The sequence below is a fragment of the Oerskovia sp. NPDC056781 genome, assembly GCF_042789955.1.
In the GTDB taxonomy this organism is placed as follows: domain Bacteria; phylum Actinomycetota; class Actinomycetes; order Actinomycetales; family Cellulomonadaceae; genus Oerskovia; species Oerskovia rustica.
Window position 1 is genome coordinate 16,254 of the sequence record NZ_JBHUAD010000004.1, and the last position, 15,301, is coordinate 31,554.

Consider the following 15,301-nt stretch of genomic DNA (forward strand, 5'->3'; position numbering starts at 1 on the left):
CGGCGGTCGTCCACGGGCAGGGCACGGGTCGACGCGCCCCGCAGCGAGAGGCGGGGCACGCCGGGACAGCACGAGCGGCCCGGACCGAGGTCGAGGCGGCGGTCCGGGCTGAGGGTGCGAGCACCAGGTTACGCCGAGGGGGTGACAGGGGGCGCGGTGGTTCGCCCACGGCGGCGCGGCCCCTCTGCCCGCCGCTCCCGCAGCCACCTACGGACCCGCCCCGCCGCCACGATCGCCGACAGCAGCCCCCGCGACGGCCAGCTCCCCACCGCGCACGTGACCGAGACCAGGTCCACGCGGTCGGGGTAGAGCATCGTCTCGTCGGGGTACCGGCGCGGGTCGATGCAGCTGTCGACCAGCACCGTCCCCGGGACCTCGGCCAGCAGGCGCATCCCGAGCAGCCGCCCCCACGCCCCGGGTGAGTGCGCGGACCAGGCCGGGTCGTAGGCGTCGGAGATCGAGAAGACCACGCCGTCGCGTCGGACACGCACCGCGAGGTACACGGGCGCCCCGGCCGGGCCGACCCGCAGCACGTGCGCCTCACCCCGCTCGCGATACGTCTCCACCAGTCCCGTGAACCACGCCGCGGCGCCTGGCACCACGCGCCGGGCCTCCCCTCCCTTGGCCCGGTCGCCCTTCCAGCCCGCGGCCTCCAGGTCGAGGAACTGCTCGACGACGTCCGGCTCGTCCGTCGCGTCGACGATCCGCAGCTCGTGCCCGAGCTCGTCGACGAGGTGTCGCCGCCCGCGGCGGAGATTCTTGCGCCGCGAGGCGGACAGGTGCGGACCGAGCACGTCGCCCGGCTCCGCCTCCTGGCCCGGCCCCGGCCCCGGCACGAGCGCCCCGCGCGAGATCCGGTCCCACTCGCGCACCGGCATCCCGGCACGGGCGAAGGCCTCCAGCAGCAACGTCGTCGTCTCCCCCGACGCCCTCAGCAGAGGCAGGTCGATCGCCTGACCGAGCGCTCGCCGTCGGGCATGGAGCGCCGTGACCAGCGACGCGACCGCCAGCCGCGGGCGGGCCGCGTCCACGAGCGGTGCGCGCAGCGCCGCGAACCGCTCGACGAACGGCCCGTCGAGGCTCGCATGCCGCGCGGGCCACAGCCGGCTCCGGCCCACCGTCTCGAACGGCAGGAACGCGAGCCAGCCCGAGCCGTCGGCCACGACGAGCGCCCAGACCGCGCGTCCGCCCCCCATCCCGCGTGCCGCCGCCCCCAGGACGGCGGGCTCGAAGTACAGGTTGGGTTCGAGCGAGGAGTCCGCGAGGCGCTGCCAGGCCGCGAGGCCCTCACCACTCAGGTCGGCCACGCGCACGATCCTGCTCGTGACGCCCCCGGTCGCCCGAGCCCGGCCCGGGGCGCCCGCAAAGGTCGTCACCGGAAGCGCCGTACCACGCGCGCGGCGGCACGCATGAGCCGCATGGTCAGGCGCGCGACCACGCCCCCCGTGACCACGGTCGACGAGACCATCGTGAGCCGGTCGGGGAACAGGTCCGTCGCGTCCTTGTAGAGCGAGGGGTTCATCGAGCTGTCGAACACCTCGACGTCCGAGTTCTCGTCGAGCCACGACAACGCCATCATGCGACCGATCGCGCCCGGCCCGTACCGCGCCCACTCCTCGCTGTACACGTCGAAGTAGCCGAACGCCGTGGACCCCGTGCACACGATGACCGCCATGTGCAGCAGGACCCCACCGGCCACGAGCGCGAACACGTGCGCGCGCCCCGTCTCGGCGAAGCCCGCGAGCATCTGCGTGAACCACTCCTGCCCACCGCGGCGGCTCCGGAACCCCAGGCCGCCGCGCGACGCGTCGCCCTTCCACCCCTGCTGCTCGAAGTCGAGGAACGCCTTCGCGATCTCGGGGTCGTCCCCCCTGTCCTCCAGGACCAGGGTCTCGCCCACCGCACGCTCGAGGCGTCGGCGACCGCGCGCGAGCGACTTGCCCCGAGGCATCCGCTCTGCCCAGCTCCCGGGATCCCCCTCGTCGAACCGGACCGCACCCCGGGGGTCCCCGCCCCACGTGTGCACCGGGACGCCACGCTCCTCGCACACTTCTCCGAGCCGCTGGCCGACCCGGCCGTCACGGGACAGCAGGTGCAGGTCGATCGCCTGCCCGAGCTCGCGGCGTCGCAGGTGGAACGCGTCGACCAGCGCCTCGACGGCCTCGTCGACGCGCGCACCGTCGACCAGCGGCGTGCCCAGCGGGCAGTACAGCGCCAGGAAGTCCGACCCGGTCGAGGCGTGCCGCCACGGCCAGTGCGTGTCGCCCGGGACCATCTCGAACGGGAGCGCGGCCCACCACCCGCCGGACTCTGCCCCGCCGGGGTCTGCCCCGCCGGGCTCCACCTCTCCGGGCGCGGTCCCGCCCGGGTCGTCGACGACCAGGAGCCGCAGCTCGGACCCACCGCTGAGCTCGCGCACCGCGGGCACCAGCATCTCGGGCTCGAAGTACGGGTTGGGCTCGGCGGCGCGGGCTGCGAGCGCCCGCCACGCCTCGATCTCCTGATCCGTCAGGTCGATGATGCTCAGCACACGGCTCCGTGCCATGAAGGACCCTCTGTCGTCCGGCGATCGCTTTCCCTGGACCTCGCGAGACCGGTGCCCGGGGCATCTGCAGTACGACGGTAGACACCGAACGACGCCGGGGCCACAGTGGGAGCACTGATTTCACCCGACCGGATTCCCACGCCGCGCCGTCGTCCTCCGACAGTGCCCGTCGGGTGTCCGTGGACGCTCGTCAGCCACTCGTCAGGCGCCGCCCGACGTACTCCCAGGAAGGCCTGCCCGTGACCACGGACGAGCTGCACGACGTCGGCACCCGCCTCGGGCGATCGGCCCGCGTCCCGCTCCTGCTCGCCGGGGCACTGGTGCTCGGCGCGGTGTTCGCGGCGACGTACGTCGTGACCGTCCGCACGCTCGCGGGGCAGCAGCTCGACAACGGTGCGTTCGTCTCGTGGCAGCAGCTCAACCCGTTCCTCGGGTCGTTCGCGCAGGTCCTGCGACCGGCCCTGCCCGTGGCGCTCGGGGTCGGGTGCGCGGTCCTCGGGGTGCTCGCGCTGCGGGCCCGCCGATGGCGCGCGGTCGTGCGGGCGGTGGCCGTCGTGGTGGTCACGATCCCGCTCGCCCGCTGGCTCCGCGACGGGGCGCTCGACCGGCCGGACCTCGCCGACCTGGCCTACCCCCAGAACACCCTGCCCTCGGGGCACGTCGCGGTGACGGCCGCTCTGTGCGTCGCGGTCCTGTTCCTCTGGCCGCGTCGCTCGGGGGCTCTCGTGGCGTGGGCCGTGGTCGTGAGTCTCGTGGCGTGCGTCGCCTCGCTGCTCGAGCACGCGCACCGCCCGAGCGACGTCGTCGCGTCCCTCGCGCTCGTGGGGGCGCTCACGTGCCTGGTGCTCGCGCTCACGCAGCGCCGGGTCGTCGCCCGCGAGGAAGAACCTCCTGCGTCGGGGTAGTACCCGCAGAGCTCTACTTCGTGCAGGAGGTCCTACCTCGGCGCGCGGGCTCGCCGGGCGGACCGGGATCTCAGGACGCGCTCGTAGACGTCGTCGTACCGGTCCACGACGGCCTCCCACGTGTAGCGCTCGACCTCGCGACGCCCCGCGGCCCCGAGCGCGGCCGCGACGTCCGGCGCGTCGAGCAGCGACTCGATCACCCCCGCGAGCGCCTCGGCGTCCCGGGGGTCGACGAGCAGGCCGTCGACGCCGTCGGTGAGGAGCGTGCGGGGCCCTCCCAGCACGGTGCCTACCACGGGACGCCCGGCCCGCCAGGCCTCGAGCACCACGATCGACGCGGCCTCCTTGCGGCTCGGCACGACCACGACCGTGGCCGCCGCGAGCGCCTCGGCGACGGCGTCCGGCCCCAGCATCCCGGGGAAGGACACGCGATCCTCGACCCCGAGTGCCCGTGCCCGTCGACGCAGCTCCGAGAGCTCCGACCCGTCGCCCACGATCACGAGCCCCGCCCGGTCGGCGAGGCTCGACGACGCGAAGGCTTCGAGCAGCAGGTCGAAGCCCTTGACGTGCTCGACGCGGCCGACCGCGAGCAGCACGGGACGCCCGACGGCGTCGGGCGGGTCCGCGGGTCGGGTCGGGCCCGCGCGGGGCGCCGGAGGACCTGTCGGGCCTGCGGCCGGCGCCGAGAGCTCCACGCCGTTCGGCACGACGACGGCCCCCGGGTACCCGAAGCGCTCGGCCAGGTCCTCGGTGACGATCGTCGAGCAGCCCGTCACGGCGTCCGCACGGGCGAGGGCCGCGCCGAACCAGGTGCGCATCCACCAGGACGTGCCGAGCGCGTCGTGGTCGTCGGCGAACGTCTCGCCGTGCGAGCTGACGACGAGCGGTGTGCGGGTGAGGCGCCCCAGGGCCGTGGCGTAGACGCCGTTGGGGCCGAAGCACTGCACGTGCAGGACGTCAGGACGCAGCGAACGGTACGCGCCGAACCATCGCCGGGCGGCCGCGGGCCAGCGGACCGCGAAGGACAGGACGCCGCGAGCACCGCGCGAGGGCTGGGGGGTCGGCAGGTAGCGGACCGTGACGCCGTCGAGCACGCGGGTCCCGAGGTGCTCGCCCTGGTCGACGGCCCACACCTCGACCGTCTCCCCGCGGGCGGCGAGCACGCGCGCGACGTGCTGGACGTGGGTCTCCACGCCGCCCGTGCGGGGCGCGTAGGAGCTGGTGACGAGCGCGGTGCGGGGACTCATTTCGCCCCCTGGAGACCGTCGTCGGGGCGCCACGCGCCGCTAGAGTGGGGCTCTTCCCGTGCCGCGAGAGAACGGACTCCCCGCATGCCGCAGCTGGTGATCGCGACCGTCGCGGTTGAGGTGCCCATGGGCGCGCAAGTTTATCAGGAGGAGGTCGCCACCCGGGCGGCCCGAGCCCTCTCCGCACCCACCGGAGTAGCGGTTTCACCCACCGCGACCAAGGCTCCCGCAGGGGCCGAGGACTGGACCGTGCGGCGCACCGTCGCCCGCTCCCTGCGCTCACCCCTGCCGGGCACGCTGCGCCTGCCGCTCTCCCGCCTCGGCTCCGCCTCGCCCGCGCTGCGCCGGGCCGCGGGCCGGGTCGTCTACCCGCGCGGCGCCGTCGTGCACCGCGTCGGGCTCGAGCTGCCCCCGCACCCGACGAGTGACGTCGTGACCATCCAGGACGTGGTGTCCTGGCGGTTCGACGACGAGTCCCGGCCGGTGCGCGCGGCCGCCGAGGAGGCCCGGCGCGCGGCAGCGATCGTCACGGTCTCGGAGTTCAGCGCCGACGAGATCGCCGAGCTGCTCGGCGTCGAGCGCCCGCACGTCGCCTACAACGGGGTCGACGAGCGCTACTTCCGCACCCCGCCGCTCGACGTCGCGGCGCTCGACGCGCTGGGCATCGCGGGCCCGTACGTGCTGCACGCGGGCGGCGCGTCACGGCGCAAGAACCTCGAGAGCCTCGCCGCGGCGTGGCCGCTGATCCACAGCGCGCGCCCGGACCTCACGCTCGTCATGAGCGGGCCCCGCAACGCGCGGCGCGACGCGCTGTTCGGTGCGCTCGCGGGCACGCGCCTCGTGGGCCGCCTGCCCGACGACGTCATGCCCGGCCTGGTCGCGGGCGCCGCCGTCGTCGTGGTGCCCTCGCACTACGAGGGCTTCGGCCTGCCGGCGCTCGAGGGCATGGCCGCGGGGGTACCCGTGGTCGCGGCTCGCACGAGCTCGCTGCCCGAGGTCGTGGGCGACGGCGGCCTGTTGGTGGACCCCACGCCCGACGAGATCGCCCAGGCGACCTTGTTCGCACTCTCCGACGACCCGGAGGTCGCGGCCATGGTCGAGCGCGGCCGGGTCCGCTCGGCCGACTTCACGTGGGAGCGCAGCGCGGCGCAGCACGCAGCCGTGTGGCGGGCCGTGGCCGCGCGCTGACGCAGGTCAGGCTCCGGGGCCCCAGGCCTGAAGAGCGCTCACGGTCGCGACGTAGGCGCTCTCGGTGGTCAGCGGCAGGAAGGACGGGTGCAGCCCGCCCACGACGCCCGAGTAGTTCGCCGCGAGCACGGGCACTCCCCGCTCGGTCGTCATGGGCACCGAGACGCGCACCGCGGTGACCTCGACCGGGTCGATCTCGAACACCGCGACCCGGTCGGAGAACTGGTCCTTCTGCTGGGCGACGTCCTGCCAGGTGCCGTCGGGCAGCTGGACCGAGACCGTGTAGTCGCGCAGCCCCATGCTGCAGCACCGGATCCCGGCCGTCGCGACTCCGATGCGGTCGATCGTCTGCGGCCCGTCGGTCGTCACGGTCACCGACGGGTTCTCGTCGACGACGTCGTCCGCGAGTCGACCCGAGCGCCACGGGTCGCGCACGTCGAACGTCCCGGACGTCACGACCTGCGCGTCGGCCTCCTCGTGGGTCGAGGTGGCCGTGACGGGCCGCCCGGCCAGGACGTCCGGGCCGAACGGCTGGGTGGCCCCGACTGCGAGCACCTGGCCCGGTGCCCCGACGAGGAAGACCGGCGCTCCCGTGACCGGGAGGTCGGCACCGTCCGGGCCGACGTCGACGCTCGTCTCGGCCCCGTACTGGTCGACCATCCGCAGCGTGCCCGGGCCGCCGTCGGCCGTGACGCGCAGCGTGGTCGAGAGGTCGTCGCCCCAGACCGCGAGCAGCGGCTCTCCCGCCGGCCCCTCGGCCGAGGCCGCGAACGTCCCCGGGACGCCGGTCTCGACGAACGTCGGCGCCCCGTAGGGCGCGAGCAGGCCCGAGGTCGCGGCGAACGCCGCCCCGGACGGCTTGACGTAGCTGCCGTACTGGACGAGCGACCACGAGTTGCCCGACTCCCCGAAGCCCCCCTCGGAGAAGAAGCACGTCCACTCGTCGATCCCCTCGGACCCGTACCAGAGGAGCTTGCGCGCGACGTCGGAGCCGCCCGCCCAGAAGTTCGCGACGCCGTCGGACCACCAGCCGGACTCGGTGTCCCAGACGGGCAGGTCCCCGCACGGGGCGAGGGCCTCGCGCAGCGCGTCGAGGTCGTCGCCCGGCCGGGAGAAGCCCTGCTCCTCCCACGAGCGGTTGAGCCCCGTGTACGGGTGGATGCCGACCACGTCCATCGAGGCGCACCCACCGGCCTCGACGAGCGCGGCCCACCAGTCGGGCACGATGCCCAGGGTGTTCCCGCCGACGATCCGGATGCCGGGGAACGCCGCGCGCGCCCCGGCCGCGAACGGCGCACCGATCTGCTCCTCGTACTGCGCGCCGTCGTCGAAGCCCGTGTTGTTGGGCTCGTTCCACGGCTGCCACGCCACGACCCCAGGTGCCTCCTGCGTGATCGCCGCGACGATCTCGCGTGACCAGCCCTCCCAGGTGCCCGCGTCGACCGCCGCCCGCTCGGCCTCGCCGCCGGACCCGAGCTGCAGCGTCAGCGTGACGCCGCTCGCCTGCGCGAGCGCCGCGGCGGCCGAGAGCTCGGCGAACGGGTCGGTCTCGACCCCTTCCGCCGGCTCGGGCATGCCGGCGGTCGGGAGCGAGTCCCAGACCAGCCCGTCGGCGCTCGGGGTACCGGTCGGGTCGGGCACGATCGCCCCGAAGTCGAGCTGCCAGCGGAAGCTGCCCACGCCGAGCTGGTCGGCGAGCTGCACCCCGCGCAGGACGGAGGCCCCGCCCCAGTCGGCGCCGTCGGCCAGCCCGGCGAGGTCGAGCGGCGCGCCGGGGGCCCCGACCGTGTAGCGCAGGCACGTCCCCGAGACCGGGTCGCCGCTCTCACGGTCGACCAGCGCCGCGTCGACCTCGTAGACCCCGGGCCGCGTGGCGGGCAGCGTCACGGGCACGTCCCCGCCGTCTGCCGGGATGTCGACGACCTGCTCGTCGCCCACGACGGGGTCGAACACCCGCGGGTCGCCCCGCACCTGGAAGCGCAGCTCGTACCGGTCGGCCCAGCGTCCCCACGAGTCGTCGAGGCTCAGGCGGACCGCGGGCTCTTCTCCCGGCGGGAAGTAGTTGTAGACCTTGTCGGTCACGAGCCCGGCCCCCGCGCCCATGACCGAGAGGAAGCCGTCGTTGATCGCGTTGTACTTCACGGGCGCACCGAGCTGGTACGCCATGCGGTCGGCCGTGACCGCGGTGAGCGCGACGGCCCCCTCGCTCGTCGTGAGGGCGTAGTACGTGCCGTCGTCGAGCACGAGGGGCGAGCCGTCGAGGAGCGTGAAGTCCGCGTCGAGGTCGGCGCGCGCGTCGGGCCACACGCCCCGGTGGACGCCGTCGGCGCCGACGTGCTCGAACCCGAGACCGTCCTCGATCACCACGAGCCCGTCGCCGTCGGGGGCCGGGGCGACGCCGACCACGGAGTCGAACCAGTGCTGCGAGGGCTTGGCGAACGCCCACTTGCCGTTCGCCGTGGCCCCGAGGTGGAGCTCTTCGGCCCCGTCCTGGTCGAGGACCGTCAGGTCGTCCGTGGCCCCCGCGTCCGACGTCCCCGACGACTCGAGCACCAGACCGCCGTCCGGGAGCTGACCCAGCACCTGACCCGGGACGTCGTCCCGGGTGCCGACGATCTTCCCGTCCGTCCCCACGAGGTGCATGGTCCGCTCGGTCTCGTGCACCCCGATCACGGGCCGCCCGTCGAGGTCGTCCCACATCGCCATGCCGTACAGGTCGAGGACCCCGCCCTCGGTCTGGTCCCCCTCGGGCAGGTGCGTCGTCCAGGACCGGGAGCCGTCGGGCTCGAAGCGAACCAGGTCACGGCGCTGCATGAGGGTGTCGAGGAAGTAGATGCCGCCGTCGTCGTCGACCTCGAACTGCTCGGGGCTGAACGCCTCGTTGCCCTCGTCGAGCTGCAGCTCGAAGTCCGTCGCGCCCTTCGCCTCACCCGTCGTCACGTCGTAGCGGGTCACGCGGTAGGCGCTCGACCTGTCCCACTCCAGGACGTAGGCGAGCCCGTCACGGACCCGCATCGAGAGCACCGTGCCGTCCGTCAGGGTCGCGACGTCGTCGACGACGTCGCGACGACCGCCCAGGTCGGCCGGGTCGACGCCGTCGTGCGTGATCTTGTCGACCACAGGGAACCCGCACACCGGGGCCGCGCCCGGCTCGCTCGCGCTGACGACCGTGGGCATGGGCGGCCCGGACGCCCCGGGGTCCGCGGCCGCTCCGTCACCGACCGCGCGGACGACCAGCACCGCCGCCGTGACGACCACGACCGTCCCTGCGACGCCGACCACCCAGGCCCGGTGTCGTCGGTACCAGGGCGTGGGGCGCTCGCTCGGCGCTGGCGGGTCGGTCACGTCGGTGCTCCCGTCGGGCCCGGAAGGGTGGGCCAAGGCTCGATCGTACGTCCGGCACCCCCGTCGGGCGGGGCGACGGGCCGCGGATTTCACCCCCACGGTGGGGCCGCCCGAGCGGGGGCCCATCCCCTACGCTGACCGCATGGACACGGACCCGCGCGACGACGCCCGTGCCCGGGGCTCGGTCCTGTGGCTCAGCAACGAGACCCCCGACCGCGACGGTCAGGGCGGCCAACGACGCCAGTACTTCCAGATCCGTGCCCTGGTCCGCGCGGGCTGGTCGGTCCACGTCATGACGCTCGCCGGGGACCAGGACGACACGACCCTGCGGGAGATCGCGACCGTCGAGCGCTTCGCGCCGTTCCTGCACAAGCGCCTCCCCCACCCGACCCGCTACTTCCTCGCGCGCCGCCGTGCTCGTTCGGGCCGGTACGACCACGTGATCGTGGCTCACCTCGAGTCCTGGGCGCTGCTGCGCGGGGCCGGGCGCAGGCTCGGTGTCCCGGTCCTCGTCGACGTCCACAACGTCATGAGCCCCTGGCTGACCCGGTATGGCAGGACGCGTGAGGCCGCCATGTTCCGCCAGATCGAGGACCGCGTCCTGCGCGACGCCTCGGCCGTCTCGGTCTGCTCGCCCGCCGAGCTCGACCGCCTGCCGGACGGCGGGACCGCGCAGCGGATCGTCGCGCCGCACGGGATCGACGAGTCCGAGTGGCCGCCGCCCCCTGCCGCCGCGCCGCCGCCCGTGGTCGGCATGTTCGGCAACTGGTCCTGGACCCCGAACACCGCAGGGATCGCGTGGTTCGCCAAGGACGTGTGGCCACGCGTGCGCGAGGCCGTGCCCGACGCCGAGTGGCACGTCGCGGGGAACGGCACCCCCGCACGGTTCGCCGAGATCGAGGGCTTCCGCGGGCTCGGCCGCGTCCCCGCGCTCTCCGACCTCACGGCGGCCTCGCGCGTGGTCGGGGTGCCTGTGCGCGCCGGGGTCGGCGCCCCGGTCAAGCTCGGCGAGGCGCTCGCGACCGGACGCCCCGTGATCGCGACCACCGACGGCGCCAGCGCCCACCCGGGCTCCCCCGCGCGCGTCACGAACGACACCGACGAGTGGGTCGCTTGGCTCGTCGAGCGACTGGGTCCCGACCCCGCTCTCGCCGACGACGAGGGCCGACGGACCTACCGCTGGGCGATGGACGAGCTGCCCTGGGAACGCACGACCGCGCCGATCGTCGCCTGGCTGTCCGAGAATTCCACCCGCTCCAGGCCCTGATCCGGCGCCCACCCGCTGATAGTGTGCCCGTGTCGCTGGAGGCCCGGTTCTCACCGGTCGAGACTCCTCCGACCACCACACGATCCGCAGTCGCGCGGACACCATGCCGAAGGGGACACCGTGGCGGATCCCGCTGTTGCCGTGAAGGGCCTTGGCAAGTCCTACCGCATCGCGAAGAGCGGCTTCCGGCCGACGACCGCCGCCGAGGCGATGATCAACCGCGTCAAGCACCCGCTCCACAAGCCGGAGTACGAGGACTTCGAGGCGCTCAAGGACGTCGACTTCGAGGTCCCGTGGGGCGAGGCGCTGGGCATCATCGGGCGCAACGGTGCGGGCAAGAGCACGCTCCTCAAGCTCCTGACCCGGATCACCGCGCCGTCGGCGGGCCGCATCGAGCTGGGTGGCCGGGTGGGCAGCCTGCTCGAGGTCGGCACGGGCTTCCACCCCGAGCTCACGGGGCGGGAGAACGTCTACCTCAACGGCACGCTCCTGGGCATGCGCCGCAAGGAGATCCAGCGCCGGTTCGACGAGATCGTGGACTTCTCGGGGGTCGAGAAGTTCCTCGAGACCCCGGTCAAGCGCTACTCGTCGGGCATGTACGTGCGCCTCGCGTTCGCGGTGGCCGCGCACCTCGAGACCGAGATCCTCGCGATCGACGAGGTCCTCGCGGTCGGTGACGCCGAGTTCCAGGCCAAGTCGCTCGCGAAGATGCGCGACGTCGCCCGCGACGGCCGTACGGTCCTGTACGTGAGCCACCAGGCGCAGACCGTGTCCGCGCTGTGCACCCGCGCGATCTACCTCGACCAGGGGAAGCTCACGTACGCGGGCAACGTCGAGGACGCGCTGGCCGAGTACCGCAACAGCTTCACGAGCTTCCACGTCGCCCAGCAGGACGCGTCCCGGCGGGCCGGCACCGGCGAGCTCCGCTTCACCGAGGCGACGATCGCCGAGGAGACGATGGAGCCCACCGAGGACAAGGTCATCGAGTTCGCGGTGGGCGCCAACCCGGATCTGGTCGGCAACTACTTCGTCTCGTGCCACGTCAACGACATGAACGGCAACATCGTCGTCCAGTGCGACTCGCGCCTCGTGGGCCTGTGGCTCGACCCGACCGTCCCCCAGCGCGGCGCGCTGACCATCAAGGACCTGTGGCTCAAGCCCGGCAAGTACACGTACGACCTGTACGTGTGCAAGACCGGCATCCTCGACGCCTGGGAGGGCGCGGGCGCCTTCGAGGTCCTGCCCAACCCGCCGTACCCCGAGGTCACGTCCGACGAGGCGCTGACCCACGGCATGGTGCTGGCCGACTTCCAGTACGAGAGGTGGTGACGATGAGCAAGACCGTGATCACCCCGCCCGGGCGGTGGGACCTGCCGTCGGTCAAGGAGCTGTGGGAGGCCCGCGAGGTCCTCGTCAGCTTCGGTCGGCGCGACGTCCTGCTGCGCTACCGGCAGACCGTGATCGGTGTCGCCTGGGTCATCCTGCAGCCGCTCGCGGCGGCCGGGATCTTCGCGATCGTGTTCGGACAGGTCGCGGACCTGCCGAGCAACGGCGTCCCGTACTTCATCTTCGCCTTCGCAGGCCAGCTCGCGTGGAACGTGTTCAGCGGCGTCGCGAGCCGCTCGTCGTCCTCGCTCGTGGCGAACCAGTCGCTCGTGTCGAAGGTCTTCTTCCCGCGCATGCTCGTTCCGCTCTCGACGATCCTCGCGGTCCTCGTGGACTACGCGGTCGCCTTCGGGCTCTTCGTGATCCTGCTGTTCGTCTACGGGATCAACCCCGGGTGGCCCATCCTGCTCCTGCCGTTCTGGACGCTCCTGGCCGTGCTGCTCGGCGCCGCGATCGGGGTCGCGAGCTCTGCCGTCATGGTCAAGTACCGCGACGTCGGGTACGCGCTGCCCTGGGTCATCCAGATCCTCATGTACGCGACCCCCGTCGCGTACTCGTTGGAGGCCGTCCCGGCGAACCTGCTGTGGATCTTCAACATCAACCCGCTCACCTGGCTGCTCGAGGGCTTCCGCTGGTCGCTGCTCGGGCAGGCGGCCCCTGAGCTGTGGCAGGTCGTCGCGCTCGTCGTGGTGTCGGGGCTCGCCTTCACGGGTGGCGCGCTGATCTTCCAGAAGCTCGAGCGTGGCTTCGCCGACGTGATCTGACCCGGTCAGGAGGGATCCCGATGAAGTGGTCCGACCAGACGCGTGACCGCGGGCACGTCCATGTCCTCACGCCCGGTGACCACTACTCCCCGCGCACGGGGAGCGCGGTGCCGACGGTCGTCGACGGCCTGGTGCGAGGGGCGTCCGCAGGGTCGGCGCCGTCGTCGGTCGTCGTGGCGCGGGGCACCTACCCGGACCGCTACGACGGCGCGCACGTCATCGAGTACCCGCAGGCGTCAGCGCGACGCTGGGAGCGCTACACCGACGCGGCAGCCTCACGCGTGGGGCTGCCGCGCCACGGGGCCCGCCGCGCGTTCGCGGCGACGGTCCGCGACCAGGCCGCCTGGTCGCCGTCGTACGTGTTCGCGCACAACGCCCCGCAGCTCGTCCCGCTCGTCGACGCCGACCGGCACCTGCCCGTGCTGTACGCGCACAACCAGCTCCTGCGCACCTACGGCCACCGCGAGCTGGCGCGCACCCTCGGGCCTGTGCACCGCATCGTGTGCGTGAGCGCCTTCCTGGCCGACGAGACGACGGCGCTGCTCCCGCCCGGTCTCCGGGACCGTGTGGCCGTGGTCCACAACGGGGTCGACGCGCCGAGCGGCGCCGCCTCGGCGGACCGTAGGGAGCGCGGCGACGTCCTGCACGTGGTGTTCGTCGGTCGCACCATCCCGGACAAGGGGGTGGACGTCGTCGTGGACGCGGTCCGGCGCCTCGGGCGCACCGACGTGCGGCTCACCGTGGTCGGTGCGGCGGGCTTCGACGCCGCGGACCCCCTGACGCCCTACGAGCGCGACCTGCGTCGACGCTCCGCGGGGACGACCGTGCCGACGACCTTCACGGGCTTCCTCCCTCGCGGCGAGGTGCGTGAGGTCCTGCGCACGGCAGACGTCGTCGTGGTCCCCTCGCGCTGGGCCGAGCCCTTCGCCCTGACGGCGCTCGAGGGCATGGCCGCGGGGGCCGCCGTCGTGGCCTCCGACATCGGCGGCATCCCCGAGGCCGTCGGCACCGCTGGGATCCTCGTGCCTCCCGACGACGTCGCCGCCCTCGCCGAGACCCTCGCCGCGCTCGCCGACGACGAGTCCCTGCTCGTCCGCGCCCAGGTGGCCGCGCGGGCGCACGCTGCCGAGATGGACTGGTCCCGTGCCCGCACCCGGCTCGACCAGGTCCTCGCCGGCGCCCGGGCCCACAGCGCAGGCGGGTCGGCATGAACCCGGCCGCCGGCGTCGTGCGCGCCCGGACGCTGCGGCTGGGCGAGGTGACGCCCGTCGAGGCCGAGCGCTGGGCCGACCTCGTGGACCGCGCACTCGAACCCAACCCGTTCCTGTCCCCCGCCTACCTGCTCTCGGCATCCCGGTGGCTCGCACGGACCACGGGCATCGTGCTGCTCGTCGTCGAGCGCGACGACCGCATGATCGCGCTCCTGCCCCTGAGCCGTGACGAGCGGTTCCACGGCACGCCGCTGCGGTACGCGACGACCGCGGGCACCTTCCTCAAGGACGACGCGCCGCTGTGCGCGCCCCTCGTCGACACGGAGCACGCGGCGACCGCGCTCGACCACCTGCTCGGCCACCTCGCGGACCGGCGCAACGGCTTCCCACCCCTCGTCGAGCTCACTCTGCTGCCCGGCGACGGCGCGTTGAGCGACGCCCTCCACGACGCCTGCCACCGCGCCGGCGTCCCGATGCTCGAACGATCGCGCTTCGAGCGGGCTTTCCTGGACCGTGCGAGCGACGCGCCCGCCCCCCGGGACGCCCTGAGCCGCTCCAAGCGCAAGCAGGTCGAGCGGCTGATCCGCCGCCTCGAGGAGTCGACCGGGCGGCCGCTCGTCATGGAGGACCGCGGGGCGGACCCGCGGGCCTTCGAGGACTTCGTCGCCCTCGAGGCCTCGGGCTGGAAGGGGGACGTCGGCCAGGACGGCGGCGCGCTCGACGTGACGCCGGGAGCCGTCGAGTGGTTCACCGACGTGACCGACGGCCTGCGCGACCGCAAGAACCTCCACCTGCTCACGCTCGTCGCGGGCGACGAGGTGGTGTACATGTCGATGCTCCTGGGCGCCGGCGGGACGCTGTACTCGCTCATGGACACGTACGACGAACGCTTCGCGAAGTTCAGCCCCGGCGTGATCGGGCGTGTCATGGAGCAGGAGTTCGTCCTGGGGAGCACGACCGCGGACCGGTTCGACCCGTGTCTGCACCCCAAGAACGTCGGCCCGAGCGGCCTCTACCGGGACCGCCGGACGCTGGTCGGGGTCGTGCTCGCGACGCGCGGTCTCCTCCCGCGCCTCCTCGTGCGTTCGGTGCCGACCCTGCGCCGGCTGCGCGACCGCGTCGTGGGCACACCGCGCGAGACGGCCGAGGACGCGTCATGATCGGGACGACACCCGGTGGAGGGCGAGCGATGGCATGGAACGACCGCGGCATCCTCGCCGCGACGCTCGGGCACACGGGCAGGGCGTGGACCGACGCGTCCTCCGACCCCGCACCGGCCGCCCCCGTGCACCTCCACCGCACGACCTACCGTGGCCCTGAGATCGGCCTCCTGCACCCCGGTGAGGGCCCGCCGTCGGGCCTCCCGACGGTTCGCTGACACCTCCTCTCCTCCCACTCCGGGTCGATCGAGGATCTCCTCTCGCCCCCGCCGCTCCCCCTGCG

General features: G+C 73.7%; 12 protein-coding genes. 8 read left to right on the top strand and 4 right to left on the bottom strand.

From position 1 onward, the window contains the following. Nucleotides 1–128 precede the first annotated feature (128 nt). The gene (locus ACFRCR_RS00865; RefSeq protein ID WP_377674671.1) at nucleotides 129–1,307 is read right to left on the bottom strand and encodes a GNAT family N-acetyltransferase; all 1,179 of its coding nucleotides are present in this window, start codon (nucleotides 1,305–1,307) and stop codon (nucleotides 129–131) included. A gap of 65 nt (nucleotides 1,308–1,372) precedes the next feature. Continuing rightward, complete coding sequence (locus ACFRCR_RS00870) at nucleotides 1,373–2,545, bottom strand: GNAT family N-acetyltransferase (protein ID WP_377674673.1); 1,173 nt, start codon at nucleotides 2,543–2,545, stop codon at nucleotides 1,373–1,375. Between the two features lie 239 nt (nucleotides 2,546–2,784). Between ACFRCR_RS00870 and ACFRCR_RS00875 the strand changes: the two genes are divergently transcribed. Then, nucleotides 2,785–3,450 carry a phosphatase PAP2 family protein gene (locus ACFRCR_RS00875; RefSeq protein ID WP_377674675.1) on the top strand — a complete coding sequence of 222 codons (666 nt, stop codon included), beginning with the start codon at nucleotides 2,785–2,787 and terminating at the stop codon, nucleotides 3,448–3,450. A gap of 32 nt (nucleotides 3,451–3,482) precedes the next feature. Here the strand turns inward: ACFRCR_RS00875 and ACFRCR_RS00880 are convergent, their stop codons facing one another. Continuing rightward, a complete protein-coding gene (locus ACFRCR_RS00880) occupies nucleotides 3,483–4,697 on the bottom strand; it encodes a glycosyltransferase family 4 protein (RefSeq protein WP_377674677.1) in 1,215 nt (404 codons plus the stop codon). Nucleotides 4,698–4,781: 84 nt separating this feature from the next. On the opposite strand from ACFRCR_RS00880, the gene ACFRCR_RS00885 reads away from it, so the two are divergent. Further along, the gene (locus tag ACFRCR_RS00885) at nucleotides 4,782–5,885 is read left to right on the top strand and encodes a glycosyltransferase family 4 protein (RefSeq protein ID WP_377674679.1); all 1,104 of its coding nucleotides are present in this window, start codon (nucleotides 4,782–4,784) and stop codon (nucleotides 5,883–5,885) included. A 6-nt stretch (nucleotides 5,886–5,891) separates the two neighbouring features. Here ACFRCR_RS00885 and ACFRCR_RS00890 read toward each other — a convergent pair whose 3' ends face one another. After that, nucleotides 5,892–9,266: a hypothetical protein gene (locus tag ACFRCR_RS00890; protein WP_377674681.1), complete on the bottom strand. Its 3,375-nt coding sequence runs from the start codon at nucleotides 9,264–9,266 to the stop codon at nucleotides 5,892–5,894. Nucleotides 9,267–9,372: 106 nt separating this feature from the next. Here ACFRCR_RS00890 and ACFRCR_RS00895 point away from each other — a divergent pair, with 106 nt between their 5' ends. From ACFRCR_RS00895 to ACFRCR_RS00920, 6 genes are all read left to right on the top strand, one after another. Continuing rightward, on the top strand, nucleotides 9,373–10,497 hold the full coding sequence (locus tag ACFRCR_RS00895) for a glycosyltransferase family 4 protein (RefSeq protein ID WP_377674683.1): 1,125 nt from the start codon (nucleotides 9,373–9,375) through the stop codon (nucleotides 10,495–10,497). Between the two features lie 141 nt (nucleotides 10,498–10,638). Further along, nucleotides 10,639–11,826 (top strand): polysaccharide ABC transporter ATP-binding protein, encoded by a 1,188-nt coding sequence (locus tag ACFRCR_RS00900; RefSeq protein WP_377674685.1) that lies wholly within the window; start codon nucleotides 10,639–10,641, stop codon nucleotides 11,824–11,826. Between the two features lie 2 nt (nucleotides 11,827–11,828). After that, nucleotides 11,829–12,647 (top strand): ABC transporter permease, encoded by an 819-nt coding sequence (locus tag ACFRCR_RS00905; protein ID WP_377674687.1) that lies wholly within the window; start codon nucleotides 11,829–11,831, stop codon nucleotides 12,645–12,647. A 20-nt stretch (nucleotides 12,648–12,667) separates the two neighbouring features. After that, nucleotides 12,668–13,858: a glycosyltransferase family 4 protein gene (locus ACFRCR_RS00910; protein ID WP_377674689.1), complete on the top strand. Its 1,191-nt coding sequence runs from the start codon at nucleotides 12,668–12,670 to the stop codon at nucleotides 13,856–13,858. Then, nucleotides 13,855–15,018, top strand: coding sequence for a GNAT family N-acetyltransferase (locus ACFRCR_RS00915; protein WP_377674691.1), 1,164 nt, complete (start codon nucleotides 13,855–13,857; stop codon nucleotides 15,016–15,018). Before ACFRCR_RS00910 ends, ACFRCR_RS00915 begins: the two co-directional genes overlap by 4 nt. Before the next feature lie 29 nt (nucleotides 15,019–15,047). After that, nucleotides 15,048–15,236, top strand: coding sequence for a hypothetical protein (locus ACFRCR_RS00920; RefSeq protein WP_377674693.1), 189 nt, complete (start codon nucleotides 15,048–15,050; stop codon nucleotides 15,234–15,236). Nucleotides 15,237–15,301: the final 65 nt, after the last annotated feature.